Annotated in this window: 21 protein-coding genes and 1 rRNA gene; 2 read left to right on the plus strand and 20 right to left on the minus strand. The window is 48.4% G+C overall.

The genetic code is table 11. The features are described 5' to 3' along the window. Positions 1-39: 39 nt before the first annotated feature. The 8 genes from murA to LLG09_00645 all read right to left on the minus strand — a co-directional run bounded on the left by murA (position 40) and on the right by LLG09_00645 (position 7,671). Positions 40-1,296, minus strand: coding sequence for a UDP-N-acetylglucosamine 1-carboxyvinyltransferase (gene murA, locus LLG09_00610; GenBank protein MCE5195625.1), 1,257 nt, complete (start codon positions 1,294-1,296; stop codon positions 40-42). 323 nt (positions 1,297-1,619) lie between these two features. After that, a complete protein-coding gene (gene wecB / locus LLG09_00615) occupies positions 1,620-2,807 on the minus strand; it encodes a UDP-N-acetylglucosamine 2-epimerase (non-hydrolyzing) (GenBank protein ID MCE5195626.1) in 1,188 nt (395 codons plus the stop codon). Continuing rightward, the gene (locus tag LLG09_00620) at positions 2,808-3,929 is read right to left on the minus strand and encodes an undecaprenyl/decaprenyl-phosphate alpha-N-acetylglucosaminyl 1-phosphate transferase (GenBank protein ID MCE5195627.1); all 1,122 of its coding nucleotides are present in this window, start codon (positions 3,927-3,929) and stop codon (positions 2,808-2,810) included. Between the two features lie 71 nt (positions 3,930-4,000). Then, positions 4,001-4,528 carry a cytidine/deoxycytidylate deaminase family protein gene (locus tag LLG09_00625; GenBank protein MCE5195628.1) on the minus strand — a complete coding sequence of 176 codons (528 nt, stop codon included), beginning with the start codon at positions 4,526-4,528 and terminating at the stop codon, positions 4,001-4,003. Positions 4,529-4,576: 48 nt separating this feature from the next. Beyond that, positions 4,577-5,041 carry a GNAT family N-acetyltransferase gene (locus LLG09_00630; GenBank protein MCE5195629.1) on the minus strand — a complete coding sequence of 155 codons (465 nt, stop codon included), beginning with the start codon at positions 5,039-5,041 and terminating at the stop codon, positions 4,577-4,579. Positions 5,042-5,218: 177 nt separating this feature from the next. Continuing rightward, positions 5,219-5,806, minus strand: a complete 588-nt coding sequence (locus LLG09_00635; protein ID MCE5195630.1) for a DJ-1/PfpI family protein — start codon at positions 5,804-5,806, stop codon at positions 5,219-5,221. A 128-nt stretch (positions 5,807-5,934) separates the two neighbouring features. Continuing rightward, entirely contained in the window at positions 5,935-6,411 is a 477-nt protein-coding gene (locus LLG09_00640) for a YbaK/EbsC family protein (protein ID MCE5195631.1), read from the minus strand. Between the two features lie 36 nt (positions 6,412-6,447). Further along, positions 6,448-7,671, minus strand: coding sequence for a site-specific DNA-methyltransferase (locus LLG09_00645; protein MCE5195632.1), 1,224 nt, complete (start codon positions 7,669-7,671; stop codon positions 6,448-6,450). Between the two features lie 172 nt (positions 7,672-7,843). On the opposite strand from LLG09_00645, the gene LLG09_00650 reads away from it, so the two are divergent. Together LLG09_00650 and cdd are read left to right on the plus strand one after the other, a co-directional pair. Further along, positions 7,844-8,707 (plus strand): hypothetical protein, encoded by an 864-nt coding sequence (locus LLG09_00650; protein MCE5195633.1) that lies wholly within the window; start codon positions 7,844-7,846, stop codon positions 8,705-8,707. A 17-nt stretch (positions 8,708-8,724) separates the two neighbouring features. Next, positions 8,725-9,114: a cytidine deaminase gene (gene cdd, locus LLG09_00655; protein ID MCE5195634.1), complete on the plus strand. Its 390-nt coding sequence runs from the start codon at positions 8,725-8,727 to the stop codon at positions 9,112-9,114. A 90-nt stretch (positions 9,115-9,204) separates the two neighbouring features. On the opposite strand, the gene LLG09_00660 is transcribed toward cdd, so the two are convergent. The 12 genes from LLG09_00660 to rrf all read right to left on the minus strand — a co-directional run. Further along, entirely contained in the window at positions 9,205-10,215 is a 1,011-nt protein-coding gene (locus LLG09_00660) for an RnfABCDGE type electron transport complex subunit B (protein MCE5195635.1), read from the minus strand. A gap of 13 nt (positions 10,216-10,228) precedes the next feature. After that, on the minus strand, positions 10,229-10,819 hold the full coding sequence (locus LLG09_00665; GenBank protein ID MCE5195636.1) for an RnfABCDGE type electron transport complex subunit A: 591 nt from the start codon (positions 10,817-10,819) through the stop codon (positions 10,229-10,231). Positions 10,820-10,833: 14 nt separating this feature from the next. After that, positions 10,834-11,439, minus strand: coding sequence for an electron transport complex subunit E (locus tag LLG09_00670; GenBank protein MCE5195637.1), 606 nt, complete (start codon positions 11,437-11,439; stop codon positions 10,834-10,836). Beyond that, a complete protein-coding gene (locus LLG09_00675; protein ID MCE5195638.1) occupies positions 11,436-12,386 on the minus strand; it encodes an RnfABCDGE type electron transport complex subunit D in 951 nt (316 codons plus the stop codon). Before LLG09_00675 ends, LLG09_00670 begins: the two co-directional genes overlap by 4 nt. Before the next feature lie 21 nt (positions 12,387-12,407). Further along, positions 12,408-13,730: an electron transport complex subunit RsxC gene (gene rsxC / locus LLG09_00680; GenBank protein ID MCE5195639.1), complete on the minus strand. Its 1,323-nt coding sequence runs from the start codon at positions 13,728-13,730 to the stop codon at positions 12,408-12,410. A 78-nt stretch (positions 13,731-13,808) separates the two neighbouring features. Continuing rightward, positions 13,809-14,117, minus strand: a complete 309-nt coding sequence (locus tag LLG09_00685; protein MCE5195640.1) for a hypothetical protein — start codon at positions 14,115-14,117, stop codon at positions 13,809-13,811. Between the two features lie 16 nt (positions 14,118-14,133). Beyond that, the gene (locus LLG09_00690; GenBank protein MCE5195641.1) at positions 14,134-15,057 is read right to left on the minus strand and encodes an SPOR domain-containing protein; all 924 of its coding nucleotides are present in this window, start codon (positions 15,055-15,057) and stop codon (positions 14,134-14,136) included. 91 nt (positions 15,058-15,148) lie between these two features. Then, positions 15,149-16,333 carry a PLP-dependent aminotransferase family protein gene (locus LLG09_00695; protein ID MCE5195642.1) on the minus strand — a complete coding sequence of 395 codons (1,185 nt, stop codon included), beginning with the start codon at positions 16,331-16,333 and terminating at the stop codon, positions 15,149-15,151. A gap of 199 nt (positions 16,334-16,532) precedes the next feature. Further along, positions 16,533-22,823: an S-layer homology domain-containing protein gene (locus LLG09_00700; protein ID MCE5195643.1), complete on the minus strand. Its 6,291-nt coding sequence runs from the start codon at positions 22,821-22,823 to the stop codon at positions 16,533-16,535. A 17-nt stretch (positions 22,824-22,840) separates the two neighbouring features. After that, a complete protein-coding gene (locus tag LLG09_00705; protein ID MCE5195644.1) occupies positions 22,841-23,689 on the minus strand; it encodes a hypothetical protein in 849 nt (282 codons plus the stop codon). Between the two features lie 14 nt (positions 23,690-23,703). Beyond that, complete coding sequence (locus tag LLG09_00710; GenBank protein ID MCE5195645.1) at positions 23,704-24,921, minus strand: copper amine oxidase N-terminal domain-containing protein; 1,218 nt, start codon at positions 24,919-24,921, stop codon at positions 23,704-23,706. Positions 24,922-25,561: 640 nt separating this feature from the next. After that, positions 25,562-25,639: ribosomal RNA gene (gene rrf, locus LLG09_00715) — 5S ribosomal RNA — on the minus strand; the annotation flags it as partial.

The raw sequence follows: 25,639 nt of genomic DNA on the forward strand, positions 1-25,639 counted from the left end.
GCGCTTTGGCCCTTTCGGCTTAAGAGGAAAATAGAATAACTAGCTTTCCACTCTCTGAATGGCAGCGCCGATCCCACGCAGTTTCTCTTCCAGTTTGACATAGCCCCGGTCAATATGATAAATCTGATGAACCCTTGTTTCACCCTCCGCAGCCATACCGGCCAGAACCAGGGCGGCGCCTGCCCGTAAATCGGTCACCTGCACCTGCGCGCCGGTTAATTGCCGAACCCCCTGCAAAAACGCCGTCCGTCCGTCGATGCGGATATTGGCACCCATCCGCATCAATTCTTCCGTATGCTGAAAACGATTTTCGAAAACAGTTTCTGTGATCAGGCTGTTCCCTTCCGCCAATGTCAACAGCGCCATCATTTGCGCCTGCATATCGGTGGGGAAACCGGGATGCGGCAGCGTAGTGACATGTGTGGGCAAGAGTTTTACCGGGCCTTGAATGCGAATCCCCTCCCGCTGATCCTGAATCAGACAGCCTACTTCCCGCAGTTTCGCCAAAACCGGCTTCATATGCTGAGAGACAGCCCCCTCCACAAAAACATCACCGCCGGTGATGGCTGCGGCGATCAGGAAAGTACCCGCTTCAATCCGGTCGGGAATCACCTCGTGCTGACAACCGTGCAGCTGTCGCACGCCTTCCACACGAATCACATCGGTACCGGCACCATGAATGTGAGCACCGCAGGAACTGAGAAAAGTCGCCAAATCACTGATTTCCGGCTCGGCAGCTGCGTTTTCAATAACTGTGCTGCCTTCTGCCAGCGTTGCAGCCATCATGATATTTTGGGTAGCGCCGACGCTGGGAAAATCCAGGTAAATCTGATTGCCTTTCAGCCGCGCCGCTTTGGCATGAACATAGCCGTTTGACAAACTGATTTCCGCCCCCAGCGCCTGCATTCCCTTCAGGTGTAAATCCACCGGACGGCTGCCGATGGCGCAGCCGCCCGGCATGGGGATTTTAGCCTGCCCAATTCTTGCCAACATCGGGCCGAGTACGACAAAAGAAGCGCGCATTTTTGATACCAATTCGTAAGGCGCTTCCCAATTACTGACAGTGGCAAAATCGATGAACATCGTATCCTCTTCCTGTTGAATTTGAGCGCCCGCTGCTTCCAGTATCTGTTTCATCATCAATACATCTTCCAGAGTGGAAGGGACACTATGGATCAGACAGGGTTCCGCCGAGAGCAAAGTAGCCGCCATGATCGGTAAAACCGCATTTTTGGCGCCGTGAACTTTGATCTTCCCTTCAATTCTCTGCCTGCCATCTATTTTAAAGTAAGCCATTACTCCACCTCTATTTGATTGATTCCCTCATTCGGTACTATACTTTGTCTCCGACTGCGTGCGGCAGCGCTGCGCTGCCGCAGCGAAACTTCGGTTGGCTGCCCTTTCTATTCTGTAATCTGTTTGTAACATTACTAAAATTCGTGCCGGAAAGAGAAAACCCTTTCTTTTTCCGGCTGTCGCTGAAACTTGTAGATTCCAGCGTCTGCAGACAAAAACCCTCCCTTTGTTTTTACAGGAAACACAGGGAGGGTTTTTGTCTGCCTCTGGCAAAGAAAGTGATGAAGCCCGGCCCGGGCAAGTTGCGCAAATGACCGCAAAATTCAAAATTGACCTGCCTCTTTACTTGATTTTGCAATAAACGCTTCCGGAGGGTCATCCCGATGACAGAACGTATAGAGAATTGCTTCCACAATTCTGCGGCAGGCCTGACCGTCTCCATACGGATTGACTGCCTTTTTCATTTTTTGATACAGCAACGGATCATCCAGCAAGGCATTCGTCTGTTCTACAATCCGGTTTTCGTTGGTCCCCACTAAAATCACCGTACCTGCCGCTATCGCTTCCGGTCGTTCTGTCACATCACGCAGCACCAGGACCGGTTTGCTCAAAGCAGGCGCTTCTTCCTGAATTCCGCCGGAATCGGTCAGGATCAGATAACTGCGCGCCATGAGGTTATGCATATCATCCACATCCAGCGGTTCCACCAGATGAACTCTTGGCAGATCCTGCAAAACAGGAAAGACAACTTCCCTGACCGCCGGGTTCCGATGCACCGGAAAACACAATTCAACATCTTCATGCGCAAGCACGATGCGGCGCAGCGCATTGGCGATTTGCCGCATCGGTTCGCCTAAATTCTCTCTTCGATGCGCTTCCACGGTAAGCAAGCGCCGCTCTTTGCCGAGTTGGTTAAGGCTTTCGACGGTAAAGTGGTAATCCTGCCGGACGGTGTAAGCCATAGCGTCGATCACGGTATTGCCTGTGACAAAGATTCTTTCTTCCGGAATGCGTTCTGTCAGCAGATTTTCACGGGCCAGAGGCGTTGGTGAAAAATGCAAATCGGCTAATCTTGCGGTCAGCTGCCGGTTCATCTCTTCCGGAAAAGGAAAATACTTATCATAAGTCCGTAAACCGGCTTCCACATGGCCAATGGGAATCTGGTGGAAATAAGCGACCAGAGCAGCGATGAAAGAGGTCAGCGTATCGCCGTGCACCAAAACCAAATCCGGTTTTTCTGCTGCGATCACCGGTTCGAGCCCCTGCATGGCCCGGACCGCGATCCCTGTCAGGGTCTGTCTTTGCCGCATGATATTGAGATCAAAATCCGGTGTGATGGCAAATGTCTGCAGAATTTGATCCAGCATTTCCCGATGCTGCCCGGTGACACAAACCCGGGAAATAATATCCTCCCGGCATGCTTCCAGGGCTTTGACCAACGGCGCCATTTTTACTGCTTCCGGCCTGGTACCGAAAATCGTCAGGACCTTGATTTTTGTCAATGCCTGCATCTATTCGTCCTCCTGCTTCTTGTTCTCTCGCTTTTTCAATTCTTCCTGTAATTCATCGACAAACTTGCGGCCATACCCTTTGGTATTGACTTCCGCTTCCAATTTATTTAAGGAACGAGCCGAAACAAACAAAATGACACCGACCATGCCAACCACAAAGGAAATCAAGCGGCCATGGACACTGGTTACTTCGATCGCGGAAAGGCCAAGACAGATCGAAATCGCATAAAGCCATAAAACTGTCTGTTTTTGTGTCAGACCATTGTCATAGAGAATATGATGGATATGCCTTCTGTCTGCATGCATTGGTGATTTTCCTGCTCTGATCCGCTTAAAAAAGACGATCATCGTATCAAACAGCGGTAAACCCAAAGCGAGCATAGGGATCAGCATGGTGGCAAAGGTGGCGCCTTTCATAGGGCCCCGGATGGAAAGACAGGCCAAGACAAATCCGATCAGGAGCGCCCCGGCATCCCCCATGAAAATCTTGGCGGGGTGAAAATTATAGCGTAAAAAGCCGATGCAGGCCCCGGCCAGGGCAGCCGACAAGAGGACCACCTCGGATGAATCCATTTGCCAGGCGACGACCATCAAGGTCAGGGAAGCTATGGCAGCGGTTCCCGCAGCCAGGCCATCCAGGCCATCGATAAAATTCATGACGTTGGTCACCGTAACAATCCACAGCATACTCAAAGGTGTGCTTAGGAAACCGAGTGAGATATACTCACCGTTGAAAGGATTGCCAATGCCTTGAATGGCAATGCCCGAGCGGACCGCAAGATAGGCACAGCCCAATTGGATAACCAAACGCAATTTTGCCGAAATATCCAGTTTATCATCAATGACTCCGACAATCAGTAAAACAGTACCCCCAATCAGGATACCGAGCATTTCTTTACTTAAAGCGACAAAAAGGCTGCAGGCGACCAGAAAAGCAACGTAGATGGCCACCCCACCCAAATAGGGAACCGCCACCGTATGCGTCTTGCGTGCATTGGGTTTGTCCATAATGTTCAAACGCTGTGCCAGTTTCATCGCAATCGGGGTAAAACAAATTACTAAAAAGAGCGCAATAGAAAAAGTAAAAACCGTTTCTAATAAAGAAATATTCGTACCATTCATGATAACTCCTCTTAATCAAAGAATCACTGTCGGCTCAGGATTTCTTACCGCAAACCGAAAAAGCCGAAGGTTTACACCGGTGTTTCTGTTTTTTCGGCCGCTATCCGGTACATTGGAATATTGGCTTCCGTTAATAATTCCAAAGACAAATCATCCGGATAACCTTCACGGTAATAAATTGCTTTGATGTGGCTGTTGATCAGTAATTTCGCGCAGAGAGAACAAGGAAATACGGTGGTATAACAAACCGCTCCCTCAATGCTGCTGCCTGCCAGGGCTGCTTGGATGATCGCATTTTGCTCGGCATGTACTGCCCGACAGATTTCATGCCGCTGACCGGAAGGAATTTGTTCCTGTTCCCGCTTGCAGCCTACGATCAGACAATGTGCTAACCCGCTGGGAGCGCCATTATACCCGGTGGACAGAATCCGTCGATCCCGAACTAATATGGCTCCCACCTGACGGCGCAAACACGTTGATCGCTTAGCGACGACCGTTGCGATCTCCATAAAATAATCATCCCATGATGGTCTCAAATGCTTCACTTCACTTCGTTCTTTCTTAATGGCATCCAATGCTTCTTTCTTTTTGACACGCAAAGAACGGATTCCTTCTGCTGTCAGCCAAGAAAACCTCGCATCGTATGCTCAATATAGTTTGGCTCTGAGATTTTTAACGGCATAGAATCCTTCGATGATTTCCTGATTCCCCTCCGTTTGGATTACAGCCGGACAAAGGCAGTAATCCAAAGCCAGCCACATGGCCAAAGCCTCCGACTGACTGCGCTGGCTCCAGGCTCTGATTTGGCGGAATTCCTGCTCGCGCGCCCAGGATTCTGTCATCGTTACGAAAGAGCGCGCAACTCCCTGCCGCCGATAAGCTGCATCTACTTCGATCACATCAATAAAGGCATCGCCGATTGAGGCCAGCGGAGCGGGAAAGGCCTTGGCACAGGTTGAAATAAAGCCAATCGGCTCTTCCTGGTCAAACGCCGCCAGGGAAAAGGCATTCTCCTGCCGATGAATGCACGCCAGCTGTTCGACCCAAGAGCCAAAGCGACGAATGATTTTCTGATAATCTTCCTGATTGATCTCTTTGTAAATCAGACTCACGCGACTTCGCCTCCCTGAAAAACATTCTGTCTTAGTATAAACGTTTTCCTACCGCAGCACAAGCAAAAAAAAGCGCTTGCCGCTTTTCTTCTATCCTGGTTTCTGCCGCTGCAAAGCACCCGGGATGTTCACAAACGAATCAGACCAAACGCAGGCCGTCAGCCACGCTCTCCACGCTTATTTTACAGCAAAAGCATCCTGTTCCGGATTCTGCTGCCAGATGTATTCAATTCTACAGGCTATGGTTTTGGCTGCCGCTTTGCCATAAAGATCCGCCACAAAACCCAAAGCCATATCCATACCGGCCGAGACGCCGGAAGAAGTATAGAATTTCCCGTCCGTTACCCAGCGAGCGCTGGCTTGCCAGTTGACCGCCGCTCTCTGGGCGGTTGCCCATTGATATGAGCGTTTGTTGGTAGTCGCGCGCCGGCCATCCAGTAAACCGGTTTGAGCGAGCAGGGCGGAACCGGTACAGACCGTCAGACAGTAACGCGATACCTCTGCCGCTTGGCTTAATCTTCTGATAAAATCAAGATCTTCGACCAAAACGCGCGTTCCCATGCCGCCCGGCAAAAATAAGACACAGTCATCATCCGATTCCAGCAAAGGCTGAGTGACAATCGCTGCTTTCTGATGGCTGCGGACGATTCCTCCCGTCAGTGAAACATACTGCAGCTGCAGGTCCTCCAGCTGACCAAAAATCTCGACCGGACCGAATACATCCAAGGTTTCAAAATCGGGAAAGAAAAGCAAATTGAGCTTCATTTGAAAACCCCCTAATCAGAATAGCGTCCATGTTTTTAAAGAGAAGGAGTTTACCATGCTGAACCCAAGACCGCAGGTTCGATTGCACTACAAAATAAAGTTCAGCGCGCCGGGTACTCTGCCATCGCTTATGCTGTCTGCCAGCCTTTTCCCACATCAATCCAGGCTTTTGCCCGCGCGTAGAAAAACAATTCTTCACCGCTCAATTCAATTGCGCTGTTGCTGCTGCCGCAGGCAGGAAAAATCGTTTGGAAGCGGCGGAGAGAAACATCCAGAAAAACAGGGATTGCCGCTGGTAGCGCAAACGGACAAACACCGCCGATGGCGTGACCGGTACAGCGTTCCACCGCTGCCGCCTCCAGCATAGCTGCTTTACAGTGAAAGAAATCTTTGTATTTTTTTTGATCGAGTTTGGCATCCCCCGCCAAGACGATCAGCACACAGGCGTCCGCCTGACGCAAAGCCAGGGTTTTGGCAATTCGTTCCGGTGCCGTTGCCAGAGCCGCTGCCGCCAGTGCGACCGTCGCGCTCGATTGGGCGCACTCTATAATCTGATTTTCCATGCCATACTGTGCGAAATATTGTTTCACTTTTTCAATTGCCATAATGAACCCCTACCTCCTTTTATCGGAGACTGTTCTCTAATCTATCCCTTTGCGAAATACAACGATGCGATTGCTGTTGGTTCCGCCCTGGTTATTGGCAACACCCCAGATATTGGCCGTTTTGGTAAACTGCTGTCGATTGATATAGGTTGCCTGTGGAAGCAAGCCGACTTCCCGAATCATGCTGAAGACCGTTTTATCCAGTTCAATTTTCCCTTTGCGAACTTCGCCGACTTCAAAAGCGCCATATGCCCCAGGCACCATGATGCGTTTGAATTCCAGAAAAACTTCGGTCATACTTTTCGTCCATTGCTCCAAATTATGCAGATTGGTCATACGACCAGCGACTGCCGCCGTATCGATATGATTGAACCAACAGCGCAGCCAATTATCGTTGCGATACTGTACGGTATCGAGAAACGGCGGTGAGGTGACGATCAAGTTCACCGTACTGTCTTCAATCGCGTAGGTATTGGCGGCATCCTGATTGAGAAAGATGCCGCCTTTTCCCGGCCAGGGGTAGGGAATTTCTTTCAGCAGCGTTTTGCTTTTTTCCCGAATGATTGCTTTGACATCGCGGTAAATACTGAAATCGTTCCGGTAGCGCTGGTTGATGATTTGCTGCCGCTCCGGGGTAACCGCCTGGTTGGGCGGCAGGGTGTAAACAGAAAAAAAGCCCTTGGAATGACCCGTTAGACGGTTGGTTGCCACCATGCGGATCCATTCATCCAAGGCATCCTCCAAACCGCTGCGGCGGCGATAATCCAGATAGCGGCGCAATGAACGCAATTCCGCTAACGTAGTCTGATTATAAAAAACGCCTAAATCCGGCTCGTCTACCTCAGCCGATGTCTGCAAGCTCAAATCGATTTCCTGCAGGCGCTGTTCCACCGCCCTTAGTGTGGGTGGCTCCACCCGCGGCCGCGCTAAAATCTTCATCAGCGGATTGATATCATTGGCAATAAAGCGGCGTCCCATCAGCGCAGCTTGCACGGCTGTGGTGCCGCGGCCGGCAAAGGGATCATAAACAACATCCTGCGGCGTTGAAAAGCGCGCAATAAAGTATTCCGGCAACTCCGCTTTAAAACAGGCCCGATAGGATATTTCATGCAGCGAACTCATCTGCCGCTGACGTGCGGTCCACAGTTCACCGTCGATCATTTGATAATCCTCCGGGTAAGAGGGTATGTCTCTCTGCTGCGCTGGCCGTTTGCTTTTTTTCAGGATCTTATGGGCGTCATTTGCCGTATGCTCCTCCATAGCGTCCCTTCCTTTTCATCCTATCCTGGCTTTCTATTTCGCTGGTTCCGGATGCAAACCCTTTTCGCCTTGCATTTAGTTTTTTGCAGCTGCCTTGCTTCGCCCGGCAAGCAGGATTATTTCTGTTGATAAGCGAAATAATGTTTATTCAGCGTGAAAGTGAGGAGTCTTGATGCCCGAAGCCTTTGCCAAAGCCGATCAGATAGCAGGAAAGCCGCACCTTGCTGCGAAACTGCTGCTGTTTACCCTGTTTCTTTTACTGGTCTATTTTGTAAATACCGTTTTTCCGTATTCTTTTCAGGATGAGAGCCTCGAAAATACCTACCTGAGCTGGCAGGAAAATTTGCCGGGGAAACTGACCTTTGCCAATTACCTTGGCGCAGTCCAACAGCAGTCCCCATATCACAACCGGGAACTCTTATATTTCCTCTGGCGGGACAGTGCTGCCTTGCTGACAGATCCGACGCAGCTGACACCGGACAACGAAGACTATCTGGCTTATTGCAAGTGGATCAGCGAACTTGTGACGCAGAGCGGCCGCATCCCCAATCAGCAGCTGCATTATCTGCGCAATCAACTGATCCTGTCTATCGAGAACCTCGCGCAGCTGAAAGAGTATCAAAACACGCATCCGGATGCCTGGATCCTCTATACGGCGGAGAATTCTCTCTTACAGCTGAATGGACCGGATGGCATTTTTAATCTGAAGTTTGCTGCCGCCGATAAAAGTTTTGAACTGGTTTTTTGCAAAGCAGAAGATTTGAACCGGCTCGGTTCAGCTCGGGTTATAAGAGAGGCAGCAGATCCTTTCGATAATTCAGGAACTTATAATTATGCTGCCGGCGATCTATTCCAGCATATCCTCTTTGATGTTGTGCCTTCTTATTTATACGGCAATACGGCGGCAAAAAATGGCGGGTTTTTCGCTAATCTGACGCGGTTTCAAAAAAATTCCAGTGCCAATCAAAAAGCTTATGCGGCAAGTTTGACCGCGCAGGCCTATCGTCAGGCCGTTGCAGAATATCTGGCAAAATAAACGATACGGAGGTTACCATGACCGATCAACAGCTATACCAAATCTCTGTCGCTCAACAGCATTTTGCTTATGCACCCTATTCTCATTTTCGCGTGGGAGCGGCGCTGCTATGTAAAAGCGGCACCATCTATGGCGGCTGCAATATTGAGAGTGCCGCTTACAGCGCGACGCTATGCGCCGAGCGAACCGCATTAGCCAAAGCCGTATCAGCAGGAGAGCAGGATTTCACCGCAATCGCCATCAGCGCTTCTTCGGGTGAATTTACCTTTCCCTGCGGCGTCTGCCGTCAGTTGCTGGCCGAATTCAATCCGGATTTACAGGTGATTGTGGGCAACGAGCGGGGTGAATTCAAACGATATTCTTTGCGGGAATTGCTGCCGGAAGCATTCACCGGTAAAAATCTCTAAGCAATATCCGGGAACAGATTAAAAATCCCGCTGCGGTTACCGCGACGGGATTTTTCGTAGGCTTCATCGATTTTTCCGGCAGTTGCCTGCTTAATAACTGATCGCCTTTTGGGGACATTTGTCGACACAGAGACCGCAGGCGATGCATTTATCCGGATCAATCCGGTATTTTTGTTTCAATTCTCCCGTTATAGCCCCCACCGGACAAATGCGGGCGCAGAGAGAACAACCGTTACAGGCTTCGCCAATAATCGGCTTATCGTGTTTTTTATATTCTTCGATCACAAGCGCGTGGGTGGGGCATTTACTGACACACAAACCGCAGCTGCGGCATTTACTGTAATCGATCACGGCGATATTGCGCAATTTGCGAGGATTGGCTTTCTGCCATGTTTCGTCATTGACATCTTTGATTACCTTGATGGCGCCAAAAGGGCAGGTCTTTTCACAAATACCGCAGCCGATACAGCCGGTATTACAGTTTGTTTTGCGTACCGCTACGCCGGTATCCATCGAAGAACAATTGACATGAACAGCGGCAGTTTTCGGCACCGTCATGATCAATTGTTTGGGACATTCTTTGATGCATAAACCACAATTTTGGCATTTCTCTTCATCAATGAAGGGAACACCGTCACTGCTCATCTGAATCGCATCAAAAGGACAAACCCGCACACAATCGCCATACCGCAGGCAGCCGTAGGCGCAGGATTCCACACCACCGCCGACCAGATTGGCTGCCCGACAGGAAGGAATACCCTGATAATCCGCTCTTTGAGTGCAGCCGCCGCTGCACATGACGCAAGCGACCTTCACTTCGCTGCTGGGCGTGACACTCGTCCCCATCAGCTCGCTGATTTTAGCGGCCACGGCCGTGCCGCCCACGGGACAGGCATTGACCGGCGCCTCTCCTTTGGCGATGGCGGCCGCCAATGCGGCACAACCGGGCCAGCCGCAGGCGCCACAATTGGCACCCGGCAACACACCTTGAATGGCTTCTACCTTGGGATCTACTTCCACTGCAAATTGAGTGCTGGCATAGGCGAGCAGACAGCCAAAGGCTGCGCCCAAAGCACCGAGAGATAGAATACTGGACAGCATGGAACAACCCCCTCTACAATGTTAATAGATCCTGGAATAAGCCCTGGAAGCCATAAAACGAGATGGCCATCAGACCTGTTATGATAAGAGAAATGGGAAATCCCTGCAGTGATTCCGGGATGCTGGAAAAAATCAATTTTTCCCGCACCCCAGCCATCAGAGTAATCGCCAGGAAATACCCCAGAGCATAGGCAAATCCGCTGACCATGGCGTAGAAGAAATTATAATCCTGCTGAACATTCAAAACGGCGCAGCCCAATACAGCGCAATTGGTGGTGATCAAAGGCAGGTAAACACCCAAAGCCCGATACAGCGTGGGACTGACTTTTTTGATGACCATTTCCACGAATTGCACCAGAGCGGCAATTACCAGGATAAAGGTAACCGTCTGCATATAACCGATATTGAACACGTTGAGAATATAATGCTGCACCAGCCAGGTCACGGCGCTGGCTGCCGTCATGACAAAGGTAACCGCGATGCCCATGCCCACTGCGGTGTCTACCTGATCCGAGCAGCCAAGGAAGGAACAAATGCCCAAGAATTTGACAAAAATGTAATTATTGATCAAAATACCGGATATCAGTAATGAAACAATCCCCATTTGATTCCCCTCCTCTACGCCGCTTTTCTGCGATTGGTAATTAATTTAATGATGCCAAGGATCATACCCAAAGTTAAAAATGCGCCGGGGGCCTGCACCATCACCTTGGCGGCCGGGAAATTCGCGCCCAAAAGATCGACGCCAAAGAAAGAACCGTTGCCCAGCAACTCACGAACAGCCGCAACGATGATCAGGGCCAGCATATAACCTAGGCCCATACCGAAACCATCACAGGCAGAAACGAGGACGCCATTCTTATAGGCAAAACTCTCCGCTCTGGCTAAAATGATACAGTTAACCACGATCAAAGGGATAAAGATACCGAGCGTGGCATGCATGGCAGGCATATAGGCTTTCATGAAAAGATCTACCACAGTCACCAATGTAGCGATAATGATAACAAAACTGGGAATGCGGATTTTATCCGGAATCACTTTGCGCATCATGGATATAACGATGTTGGAAAAAGTCAGGACGAAGATGACCATCAATCCCATCCAGACAGCGTTATCCACCGCTGTCGTTACAGCCAACGCAGGGCAGGTGCCCAAAACCATACGGAATAATGGATTCTCACCGAAAATACCATTGTTGATTGCGTTCCAATACTTATTTTTCATTTCTTCTTTGCCACCTCCCCAAACTTCTTTGGCGTTGTGAATTTCTCAATCAAAGGAGCAGCAATATTCATCAATAAAATGGAGAAGGAGGCGCCTTCGGGATAAGACCCCCAAAGACGGATCAGCATAGTGATCAGACCGCAGCCGAAGCCGTAAATCCAGCGTCCGCGCACCGTAGCGGGAGAAGATACATAATCTGTCGCCATAAAGATCGAACCCAACATCACACCGCCTGCCAGTAGATAAAATAAACCGGAATCAAAGCCATTCTCCCCAAAAATACTGCCGAAAAGAAAGACGGTTGCCAGATAGGCCAAGGGAATTCGGTAATCAATGACTTCTTTATAAATCAGAAAAATGCCGCCTAAAAGCAAGGCCAAAGCCGAGGTTTCACCAATACAGCCGCCGATATTGCCGATAAACATATTCCAATAAGTCGGCAGCGCTGCCGTAGCGGAAAGACCTGATTTCATGATGGCCAGCGGCGTTGCCGTGGCGAGACCGTCAAAAGGGGTCGTCCAGCTTGTCATGCTCGCCGGCCAGGCCGACAGCATCATGGCGCGTGCCGCCAGAGCGGGATTCATAAAATTATGTCCCAAACCGCCAAACGCCTGTTTGACGACCGCAATGGCAAAAGCGGCGCCAACCGGTCCGATCCAAAGAGGAGCCGCCACCGGGAGATTCATGCCCAGCAGCAAACCGGTGAGAATCGCAGAACCGTCGCGGATGGTGATTGGCTTATGCACCAATTTCTCTACCAGTGCTTCCGTCAGCATAGCAAAGAGGATGCTGAGCAGCAGATGCACGAGAGCACGAAGACCAAAGAAAAAGACACCTGCTGCCGCAGCCGGAACCAAAGCGAAAATCACGTAATACATGATTTTCTGCGTGTTCAAGGGCGAACGAATATGAGGTGCAGACTGTATGACTAATTTTGTTTGTTCCATTTCTATTTCGCTCCTTCCGCCCTATTTTTTATCCGCAGCGCGTTTGGCTGTCACATAACCCTTGCCGACCCGCATATAATGCAATAAAGGCAATTTAGCAGGGCAAACATAGGCACAGGCACCGCATTCACGGCAATCTAAAATGTTGTACTTTTCAAGCCCGGTCGTATTGCCGGCCGCGGCGTATTTTGCCAGATAAAGCGGCATCAGGCGATAGGCGCAAGCCCCGATACAGCTGCCGCAGTGGATGCAGTCTGTCATCGGAGCGGGTTGGACTTCCTTTTTGCTCAGTACCAGAATGCCGGTGTTCTGCTTCGTGAAGGGAATTTCCGTGCTGAATTGCGGCAGTCCGGTCAGCGGCCCACCCATGATTACGCTGCCCGGCTCTTCCGCATAACCGCCGGCCGCTTCAATTAAGTCGCTGACCATACAGCCGACACGCGCCATGAAATTACCCGGTTTTTTGACGGCTCCGGTAACGGTAACCGAACGTTCAATCAACGGCATGCCCGTTTCCATTAAGCGTCCGACCGCCCAGGCGGTACCGATATTGCAGACCACAATGCCAACATCCAGAGGCAGACCGCCCGAGGGGACCTCGCGGCCGGTAATCGCATAGATCAGCTGCCGTTCTTCCCCTTGAGGATATTTGGAAACCAGCGGTACCACATCGATCCCTTTCTCCATCAAGACGGCTTTATGCAGTTCTTCGATAGCGCCTTCCATGGTGATTTTGACACCGATATAGGCATGGCCGGCGCCGGTAGCCTTCAGCAGGGCTTTGATTCCGTCCAGAATCACCGCTGACTGTTCCAGGATGATACGATGATCACAGGTTAGATAAGGTTCACATTCGACCCCGTTGATGACCAACATCTCGATCTTTTTTCCCGCCGGTGCGGTCAACTTGGCAGCGGTGGGGAATCCGGCGCCGCCCATGCCGACAATACCGGCTTCGCGTATCAGACTGCGGATCTCCAGATCGGTCAGCTCTGCCAGGGCTTTGCCCGAACCGATCGGTTCTGCTTTATTGTCCAGACCATCATTGGCAATGGTAATTGCATTGACAGTTTTCCCATTGGAAAAATTGACCGGACCGATCGCAACCACTTTGCCGGAAACACTGGAATGAACCGGCGCGCTGATGGCAGCCGGGTGATCCCCGATTTTTTGCCCCATCAGCACCGCATCCCCCACTTTCACCAAAGGTTGACAGGGTGCGCCGATGTGCTGCTGCAGCGCAATCACAACCTGTTTGGGAGCAGGCAGCGTGAACAAAGGCATCTGGGATGTCAGTTTGTTTGCCGGAGGATGAATACCGCCTTTAAATGTCTTTAAGCGCATAAAAGTCACCTCTTACCAAATAATTATGATAAAATCCTAAAAATTTTCATACTTTTACATTATAGCATAGCACTCGTCTTATTGGAATATTATTTTCTCCACAAAATGAGCAGGAATCTGTCTCTTTCGTAAATGCTGATTGCAGATCAGCGCAAGCTCCCCGCGATTTTTGACCCGATAAACGATGGTCGGCCAGGGAGGTGTGTGCAGCTGCAGAAAATAAAAAGGCTCGCCGGTCAGCAGATAATCCAGTTCCGGCTCAGGCAAGCAAATCTGTTTTTCCTTCGACCATTTCAGCATACTTTGCCAAAGCAAAGAAAATTCCTGCGCTTGAGCAAGAGGTATAGAAAAACGGATTTTCTCGACTGTCATTGCTTTTGCAAGCAAACGTTCTCACCTCAACTTATGACGTGCACCAACTGCGCAGTGTCAGGACCGCTTCGATCAACTGCAGCCGCTGATTGGATTGATTGGTTCCGTTGTCTTGCAGATAAGTCAGCAAGACTTGCAGAGATTGCTGCCAGAACGTCTGTTGTTCCGGACGGCTGAATTGGACCGGCATAGTTTGCAGTGCTTCTGCTCTCTGCCGGATCACTTCCGGCTGGGCAGCCGGTTCGGCCGACAGACCTGCAGCTAAAATCGCATCAAACTCCTGCACAGCATTGCCGATGGCATCTTGTTTCTGTTCCGCAAAATTCCGTTTGACGCCAACAGATTTGATCTGCCAGGGCGTGAGATAAGCATCGTTATAACCCTCTGCTTTTAATTGCAGCAAATACGGTTCCGCTTCCGCCTCACTCAAAAATGCGCCGACCTGCACCGCCACATATTCACCGCTCGCAACTATTCCGGCGGAGAATCCTTTCTCAGCCAGCGCCGCCCGCTCGGCTTTGGCCCTCTCCTCTGAGGCAATGGTGGCGACCCGAATCGATTGAACCTCATAGGCAGCAAACTGCAGCAGATAAGAGGCGGCCGGGTTCTGCACGCCCGGCTGCTGCTGTTCCGGTTTGGCCGCCTGGCTCTCTGTTTTTGCTGCCGGGTTGGCTTGGTTGGCTGGTTTCTGCTCCGTTTGCCGGTGATCGCTGGATTTTGCGCTGGCGAATTCGGTTAGAAAGGAGAAATATCGCTGAAAATAATTCTTTGCCGTTTGCAGCGTCTGACTGACATCGCTCAGGACAGGGCTCGAAAAATCCTTGTCAATCCACCTGATCACCAGTGGGCTGAGAAAAAAACCCAGGATTAAGGCTGCCGTCATGCTGATCAGCAAAAGAGAGAAACCGCGAAAGCCTTTTTTCGCAGGTTTTTTGTGGTGCCTTCCGCGCGGCATGCAGTACCCCTCCTTTTTGACAGGACTTCAAATAGAGAGGCCATCTCAAGCATGGAGACGGCCCAGACATCAATCCATCAAAACAACCTGTTTATTTCCATTCTGTTAAAATTCGTGCCAGAATCTGAATCCCCCGGATGATCTGTTCATCGGTTGGAGTGGAATAATTCAGACGTAAAGCCTGGGTGGGTTGGCTGGGGTCGGTCAGAAAATTACGGCCCGGTACTACAGCCACCTGATTGCGCAGAGCTTCTTTGGTAAAGTCAGCCACATCAACGCCTGCCGGAAGCTCACACCAAACAAACAGGCCTCCCTGTGGCACGGTATGAGCCATACTTGGCATCCATTGATCCAATTGCGCCAACATCAAATCCGCTTTACGGCGATAGATGGTGCGCAGCTTCTCCAGATGAGCCGGAAAATCATACCGGGTTAACATGCGGTCACAAACCATCTGCGCTAAGATATTGGTATGGACATCGCTGGCTTGTTTCGCAATGGTCATCTTGGCTGTAATCGGCGCCGGAGCGCAAACATAACCAACCCGGATCCCGGGTGCAATCACTTTGGAAAAAGTTCCGGCATAAATGACAACACCCTCTTCATCGAACGATTTGATGGCAGCCACCGATTCGCCGGAAAAACGCAATTCACCATACGGATTGTCTTCTAAGATCATTACATTGTATTTTACTGCCAGCGCATAGACGGCTTTGCGTTTGGCAAGACTCATGGTCCGTCCGGTTGGGTTCTGGAAATTGGGAATTAAATAAATCAGTTTGGTTCTGGGATTACTGATCAAAGCCGCTTCCAGCTCCTCCGGGCGGATACCATCCTCTTCCATGGGTAAACCCACCAGATTCAGATCATAGGAGCGAAAGGTATTCAAACTGCCGATAAAACTGGGATCTTCACAAATGACGGTATCGCCTTCATTGCAGAGGACTTTGGCAGCAAAATCCATCACTTGCTGCGCCCCGGAAACAATGTTGATGGCATCAAAATCGCGTCCGATCTGATAGGTCTGCCTGAGATAGTGCGTCAGGGTTTGCCGCAGAGCAGGATACCCTTCCGATACCGAATACTGCAGTGCAGCGATCGGATTTTCCGCATAAATTTCTTCGGTAAAGCGCACAATCGCTTGCACAGGGAATGCTTCCGGCGCCGGGTTGCCTGCGGCAAAGGGGATGATTTTTGGATCTGCTGTTGCTTTTAAGATTTCCCGGATCGCTGAAGGCTGCAGCGATGAGATTCGCTTTGAAAATACATACTCCATATCAAATCCACTCCTACTCTGTTTAGATTCCAATGCTACCATGATTCGTCTTTGCTTTGATTCTTTCCTTCCTTCGGCCAGAAAATAAGCCGCCCGAATCAACCAAACGCTGAACAATAAAGCAAGGCTCCCCTGCGGTCTTGGCAGATGCCGATTGCTGCCATAACCGGCTGGGGAGCCTTGCTTTTGATAGATTGACCTAAATCAGATTGCTTTCCTGCAGCAATTTCTCAATAATCACCGCAACTTCCGCGCGCGTGATGTTGGCTTTCGGAGCAAGAACGGCTGCGCTGCGGCCGGCCACCAGACCATTTTTAACACAGGCAGCGATTCCGGCTTTGGCGTAGTCAAACGTCTCGCCTGCATCGCTAAAGCCAGCCAAAACGGCAGCGATTTCTTCCGTTGAGAAATCTGCTTTTAGTTGGGTCAACTTCATTGCTCTGGCAATCATCGTCATCGCCTGTTCGCGGGTGATATTATCGAACGGGCCGAATCTGCCGTCGTCATAACCGGCAACCAGACCATATTGCACGGCAGTCTGCACCGAACCGGCAAACCAGGCTGTATTCGCCACATCCGGGAAATTGGTCACACCGGCAGCTCTTTGCAATCCCAGGGCTCTGACGAGAATGGCGACAAATTCCGCTCTGGTAATCGCTCTGCCCGGTTCGTAGTTGCCATCGCCTGTGCCGCATACGATCAAACGGGAACCCATGTTCTGGATCGCATCGACCGCCCAATGACCGGCGGTATCAGCAAAGCTGACCGGACTGTAGATGACTGCGTAGGTAGAATTGGTCAGGGAGTTGATCCTGGCATAATATTTCCCATCGATAAGGACGATGGAAGTAGGAACGTGGCTGAAGGTTCCGTCGCTGTTCAGTACAACCCCTGTTGTGATTTTAGCTGGATCAATCCCGTCCGGAATTGCAATCATTCTTTCCACATAGGCATTGAAATGGGAAACATCAACGGTGGTAGTACCGCTTGTGCAGGTAATTTCAAAATCGACCGGCTGCACAATCACACTATAATGGTTTCTGTTGGCCGTATCCTCCACAATTCTGGTGGTTTCGGCTGACGGTTCTGCGATGCTGATGGATACCTGAATGTCCTTCAGATCCACCTGCTGACCGAGTTGCTCCGAGATACGATCAATATTGATTTCGGATGCCGGTAACGTGTAAGTCACAGTCTCCGTTCTGATTTCCAGGACCGCTTCTCTTTGTTCCATGTTGCTGACTGTTTGTCCATTCAAGGTACTGATGTAAGCGTTGGCTGGTTCCGTGAAGGGCAGCGTGATGGTTGCACCATTGGCAGTATCCGTCAGGACGGTATTCATTTGGGTATCATTGATCGTGATGGTTTGCTCAGTGCCGCCTGCGGGTGTTGCCTCCGTGGTCAGCGCCCCAACCGGTCTGTCCTGGCCATTGACGACAACAACAATCGGGTTTTCTACGGGAGGCGTGACGGGTGGTTTCACCGGCGGGACAATGATCTCTTCTTCCGGCGCGACAGGAGTCGTGGTTGCTGTGGCTGTGGCACCGGCGCCTAAGGCATTGATGGCAAATACTTTAAAGGTATACGCAGAGCCATTGGTCAGCCCATTAAAGGTGTAACTGCGCTGTGCAGCGGGTATCATGATCACGGATTCTGCATTTTTCTGAATGACATAACTCACAATCGGATAACCGCCATTGGCTGGTTCCGACCAGGAAATTGTTGCGGTAGCATCACTCGGATAAACTGAAACACTCGGAGCAAAGGGGACTACCGCGGGAACTAAGGTAGCGGCAGAAACAATTTCGCCTGCATAAGTTCCACTGCCGATCAGCTTGACACTGATATTTTTACCGGGATCCGCGGTGGTTATTGTGTATGTGTTACCGACTGCGTTTGCAATTGCTGCACCATCGCGTAACCACTGAATACCGTAGTCTGTATTCAGAGTGGCGGTTGTGGCAACTGTCATTGTAAGCAGATTACCCACAACCAATTGGTTGATATCGGCACCACTGTTTGCCGTAAAAGCAACCGTTCCATCCAGCAGGATTTTGCCGACTTCCAGGGTATTGCTGGTAAAGACACCTTGGTAATTCCCAGTTACCGTGACTTCAACAGCAAGCAGACCCGTTGCATCTGCAGTTGCAATCGTATAGGCAGCATTATTTGCTCCGCTGATTGCTGCGCCGTTCTTCTTCCATTGGTAGGTAAATTGAGTCGCTTCTGCCGGGACTAGATTAGAAATCACAGCATTCAGCGTGTCCCCGACTTCGATTGACCCTGGCGTTCCACCGGATTTGTTGGTTTCAGTTAAGATCACCGTTCCGGCAGCAGTCATCTTGTCAATCTGTTTTGCGGCACTCCTACCACTCGTACCGCTGTAGTTAAGTTCTACCGCAACCGCTTTTACCGTGATCGCTTGATTGGAATCGGCTGCGACCAGCGTATACGTTTTGCCGGTTGCACCACTGATCACATTCTCAGCACGATACCATTGCCAGGTTAATTCGTTGTCTGCTACGCCGGTTAAGGCTGCAGTCAACACATAATTGACCGCGGCAGTCCCATTTACAACAGGAGTCAGTGTTGTAATAGAAGCTTTGGTGATGGTAAGAATACCTGTTGTTCCAGCGGTTTTACCTTGGAATGTGACAGCATAATTCGCGTTATTCCAGGTGCCTGTAATAGGAACCGGTATTCCGGCGGGAGAAGTTGTGTTGGCAGAACAAGTCATTACAATTTGTAATACAGTATTCATTTCGTTGAAAGCCAATGGAGTAGATGGATCAATACTCCATGTCAGACTGGGATTCACTTGTTTATACTCTTTCGTTTGATCATCAATGATTACTCTAATTGGTTTGGCATTGATCGTCAGGCTGACTTGCTTGCTGCCTTTGTGCGTGGCGTTCTCATAAGTGGCCGTCACATAATAACTGCCGGCATTGCTTGGCTGCGCTGTGAGCGCTGTGCCGCTGGCATTTTGGTAACTGTAAGTGACTGCCGGTGTCGTATCGCCATAACTTCCGGTTAAACTTGCAGCAGGCGTATAATTATCGCCATAGGTGATCTCCGCAGGAGTTAAGCTGATGCTCGCTTCCGGGATGACCAGTTTTGCCGTTACTTTTACTGTAATTGCCACCGGAGAAGTTAAGGTAATCCAGGTTGGGACATTACCGGTTCCATTTCCTTGAACCATTGTGATTACTGTTTGACTTTCTACAGGGATTGCTTTCAACGTGGACACTGTTTTATCCCAAAGCAAATCCGTGTAGGTTGCCGCAGTTACGCTCTGATCGAAGCTGAAGCTCAGCGACGTCGGCAAGCCAAAATCATCATAGGCATCGGCCGCGTTCGCGGTGGCCTGCGCTACCGTGACGGAAAGAGGCAGGACGGTCGTCAGGGTGCCACGCACCGGTGTCACCGTGATACTGGCGGTATAGGGACTGGTATACGCATTGAAGTTGGTTCCCGGAGTGACGGTACCATTCAGCGTGTAAACTGTACCTTTCACATTGAAGACCGTATTCGCGGGATAAGCCCAAGTGATCGGTAAGGTCGCTGTGTTGTCAGTGCCGAAGACAATATCCACATTGGCAGGCAGTAAACTCTTTAAAGCATCCAGTGTAGTATTACTGGCGTGATTCGCCAGAATGCCGAGCGCAGGGTTCGCGGTGATGATGCTGCTGATGTCCGCCTTATGGATGGTCAGGCTGCCCGAAGTGACTGTAATCGCGTAATTATCGCTGCTGTTACTGTCCTGGCCGTTAATTGCCACAACAGCACCGGCGGAATAATCTGCGCTTGGCACATAGGATAATGACAAACCAGCTGCAAGGGTATCTTTCGTATCATCATCGACTAAATCTGCATCATTAACAGTAAATGTCAAGTTTGGGTTTAATTGACCGTATACTTTAGTTTTATTTTCCGCAATTACAGTAATCGGTTTTGGGTTGATCACAACATTACACACATGCTCGATTTTTATGCTTGGATTTTCCGTTGCCGTGAAGACAACCGTGATTATTCTGTCACCGGCAGCTTGCTTTATTAAAGGCTCCTTATAGGAAAAACCACCCGGTATGTTATTTGAGCCAGCAGTGGCACTTCCCGAAGTCGGTAAAGTTACTTTACCATTTGTGTCACCGTATGTATAAATGGTTTCCTTATTTATTCTGCTATCGATTTCGTTCCAGTCTACTACAACATCTGTAACAGATATTACCACACTAATATTTATTGGATCGACAGTAGCAGTCAGAGTGAAATTACCGGTACTGGAATTGGACTTTAAAGTAACATCCGAATTATTGACTAGAACTTCAGTTGGTTGAGCAGTGTTGGTCCAAGTAATTATAGGATTAGAAATCATATCTCCATATTGATCATAGACCAATGCAGAATATTGATAGAGTATATCAGCTGCCCCGCTGACCGGAATCACAATCAAATCTTTATTTTCAGAACCACCGGTATAGGCTACTTCGATATCGCCTCGCTTGATTTTAATAATTGCTGCAGTAGAATTCGATCGTTCTATATTAAAATCAAGTGCCTTTGTTACACTGGGAACCGAGACACTTATCACTTTGACTGTAAGAGTGCCTTCTGCAGAAGCTGGCTGAACTTTGATTTTTCCAGTTCCGTTCAAGGTTACTCCTGTTACTGATGTTAAGTTTGTCCAAGTGACCTGAGAAACATCACTTGATATTAAACCGCCATATTGATCATAAATAGCAACTGAAATATTCTTTTCAATAGCTACCTCAAGAAGAGTTGGAACAATTATGGTCTGATTATCTGCAGCTAGTGAAATATAGGTAACCACCGATGCGGCTCTGTTCACCGCGATAACTTTTTCGGAATACTGCGTTGTGTCAGCATTTAAGGTTAATCTTACTTTTGCCCAGACAGGTGTCGCAGTCTGGTCTACCGTGAATGCTCCAGTTTCTGTATCGAAGCCAACTCCAGTCGCTGTCAGAGCCTCCCCTTCAGTGCAGGCAGCATTACTGTAATATTTAACCGTCCAGGCTGTATCATAGTCGACTATACTGCTTGGAACAATCCCTCTGGTTAGTTGGAGTGTGTTTCCTCCCGTGACACTTGCACCTGTTCCATCTTTTGAAGCAGGTATAATGACCGAGCTGTCTCCTGTGATATTGATACCGGTTACCCCTGTGCCTACTGTAACCTGAATAGTATCGATTAGTGACCCCGATGTCGCTGTCAGAGTATATGCACCAACTTCGGCATTTGGCGTCACAATGACAGTCCCTGCAGCAACGCTTACTCCTTTGTCGGCCGGGCTGACTGACCAAGTATCAACATTTCCTTGTGTGACCCCGTATTGATCATATGTTTTTGCGGTAAATGCCTTTTCGGTGGCTGCTCCACCTGATGTTAGCGGTTTGTTCATTGTGACATCAGCAGCAATTGCAGCTCCATCTAAAATATTAACATGGGTCGGTATCGAGGCCGACTTTTGAATCGTAATCGTCTTGCTTGCTTCCACACTGCCGGACGCAAATTTCACGGTCGCGGTTCCAGTTGAAGTGCCAGCTGGAACAGAGAGCACCGCCTTTGATCCATCCAATGTATCTGGCGTCAGAGTTACTCCTGAAGGATAATCTCCAACCAGTGACCAAGTCCCACTAACTAGTGTATAGAGATCACCTTCCGTATCAAGCGCTGTCGCTGAAAGGGTTAATGTGTTGGGTGTATTTACTGTATTCCCCGGAATATTTACGGCTGTAACGTTTAGCAGTGTAGACAGAGTAATACTGCCTAAAGCAGCCACTGTGCAGTTGGGATAGGTGAAGGAATCCAACGTTACGACACCTTTTCCACTTGTTTCGGGATAAAAGTACTCTGTTCCAGTAGATTCTATTAAATATATCGCATTTCTCTCTCGAACATCGGCATAAATAGAAGACAGAATTGAACCTTCCGATTTATCGATCTCGATTTTGATTGAACCTTTTGCCAAATCATCGGCGTTCTTTCCATTTGCTAATCTGAAATAGAAAGCAAACATGTCTTGCTCGCCTGCTTTAGTAAAGCTAGATGTTTGTGTTGTAGAAACAACTTGGGCAAAAGCAGTTTTATTTCTAGCAGAATCTACATACCATTCCACAGCTTGTGTTTGAAATAATGCACCTGTTCTATATTGAGCTAAAATTTCGAAGGGGTCAACAGAATCACTACCAGTTGTAATAGATACATCCATAGAAGTATCATAATTTGCTACGGGTATGATTAATGTGTTATCATATGAAATGACGACATTAATGAACTTTACTTTGTTTTCTATAACAGATGGTGCTGCATGAATAATCATCTTATAGGTATTCGTTTCAGCAGCAACTACCTCAGTCCTAATACTGACCGAGGGGCTAGTTACAGCCATAACATTCAGGTTAAACATAGAAATCACTAATAAACTAATTGCCAGCAAGAAGATAGTTCCTTTTTTAGAATTACCCAACTATATACCCTCCTTTTTTATTCTATTATGTTTGATTTACCATAGTTTGCCAATAAAATGCTCAAGTCATACACATTAATATCTCCATTTTCATTGATATCAGTTAAGGTATTAGTGGATGAAGCAGTCGGCTTACCGAATTCACCTAATAGAGCGCTTAAATCGTAGACATTAATTGCACCTTTTCCGGTCAGCGCAACATCACCACCATATAAAACTATGTTACTAAGGTTAACTCCAAATTCATTAACAGTAATATTCTGTTTTGTATAGCTGGTATGTCCCGCTTTATATACATAAAGTGTATAACTACCCACTGGAACTAACAGTACACTAAACGAAACGATTTGAGAATCTGTAGGCGTTATTGATTCTCCGGAGTATTCTACTTGATTTGTATCTATCAATTTCACAAACGCCTTCGTTTTACCTGAAATTGTAACATTCCCTGTCACAGTAACTTTCGCTGCTTCGATATATCCGATTATTTTTGGTCCATCTGTGAAACCTCCAAGAAGAATTGTGCAATTCGGCACGGAGCTGGGGATGAAATTACTAAATGATACCTGAGTGTCAGTTGCTGCTGCCTGATCGATATATCGAATATTCTCAGCAGAAATCGCTAACCTTTCGATTTCTGATGCTACCCCTCTAACAACGAGAAGCACCAACTGTTGTCCGGAAGTCAGTTCCGTATCAATGAGTTCTGTATAAGTAATGGAATATTTCCCGTCAAGCTGCTGGGAAATAATTTTGCTTCCATCAATTATCACGCCACCCAAACTGACATCCTCAGCTAAGACGCTACATGTGAATAAAATCAATAAGCAACCGATGATACAAATTAACCTTACAACTCTTTTCATGCTTACACTCCTCCTTATACAAAATCTCGCAATAAGGGTGACAGTATCAAAGAAACATCAGATGTTGCCTGTTTTTCAACTTCATTGGAAAAATCCCATGGAAGTTCATTACGGGTTATATAAATCATTTGGCTCTCCGGATTCCATTCAACAGCGTGACCAAGCGCTTGTGCTACAAATCGAATCGGCACCATGGTTCGATCCATGGTAATCTCAGCAACAGTATCCATTGAATAAGCAACGTTGTCAATCGTAAATTCCAGTGCACCGATTGTCATGCACAATACTTTTCCGTCTTTATAGAAACTTACTGTTCTGTAATTTGCATTCCACTCTACCGTCATCCCCAATTTCTCTGCAACGAATCGGATTGGTATAAATGTTCTGCTATCTTTTATATAGGGAGTTACCGCCTTTTCTCCAGGATAAATATGACATAACACTCCATTTGAAGCTGCGGCATAATTACCAATTTGTAAAATTAGTGTATCTTTCAGCCGCTCGGCTACCGTTGCAGGTCTAATTTCTCCTGTGTTTTGAGCACTGCCTGCGTCTGGATTCGGGTTTTGGTTCTCGTTAACATTTGCAACTTCTTCAACTGGAAAATCCGAAGTATCTATGGTGGTACTTTGCCCTAAACTAGGCGGCAGGGTGATGGAAATGGCCGCTGCCAACGAAGTACCCCCATATACTAATGCACTGCCTTCAGGAAAATTCATCCTGCTTGCTTTATTCGTTTCCGCTTTCGCTATTTCAATCATGACCGGTTCTGCATTGATACGCTGAAAATGAAATTCAAATAAAATCAATCCCGCAGCACCAATATTCGCTGCATTATCTATTTTCGCTGCATCAACGGCTACATAATTTCCTGGCGATACATAACCGGTAAAATCGATCAGTCCTAAGCTAGGATCAATCTCTGTACCGATAGTAGACATCCAATCATTACTTTCAGGGATCTCCGCGAAGCGAAAAAATGAATCCGTTGCTTGAAGCGTGCTTTGATCGATTGGTTGAAGCGAATTTTTATTATACCGTAAAACAAATTGAAATGCGTTAAACTTTGCATTCGCAACCGACATGGTGAGTGTAAAATAACCATTGGCATCGGGTTCACTTGCGACGAATTCAACTCTTGCCTTGGTATCTTCAGCCAAGATTATGGGAAGACTTGAAGTAAACAGAATGATCATGGTGCATATAAGAATGATGATTCTTTTGATTTTCATATCTTTTCCCCTTCCATATTCATGTCATTTGAGTTCTCTCAAATTTTCTCCCTCAATGTAAGTAAAATATCAGACCTGTGAAAAATGAATTAACATAGTGCTAGACTACTCTTCCAGCAATAGCGAAGACTACCCGGCTCAAAAGATATTCACTCTGGCTTTTGACACGTTTCTTGACAGCACAAATAATCTATCCTAAATCATTTCTTTGTTTTCGCTCCTTATGGCTCACCTATTTATGTTTGATTCGACTCATAGAAAGATAATTCCTGCTCATCTGTATCAATTTTCGAAATAATGCAATGAATTTTTCTTTTGAAACAGACAATTGTAGCACTAACTTTTTTTCCCCATTTAATCTTATGGAAGCAGAGATTTTATTATTATTCCCTGACTGTTGATATCACGATTTTTGATATTCTCTGTTTGTTCCAATGCGTACAACACAAAAGAAAGCACCCATACCTGTCGCTCAGAACACCGGCGGTGTCCTGCAGGCGGCATTTAGCGCCAGCTAGCCGCCATAAGGATGCCGCCGGTGTTCGTATTATGAAGTAATCCTCGCTCCCCGTTCCCCCTCGCGTACATGCAAAAAGAAAGCACCCATGCTTAGACATGAGCGCTTTCTTTCGTTTGTTTTGCCCGGCAGTTACCTACTCTCCCGGAAGGTTGCCCTTCGAGTACCATCGGCGTGGGAAGGCTTAACGGCCGTGTTCGG

It is taken from the genome of Negativicutes bacterium, from assembly GCA_021372785.1.
GTDB lineage: Bacteria > Bacillota > JAAYKD01 > JAAYKD01 > JAAYKD01 > JAJFTT01.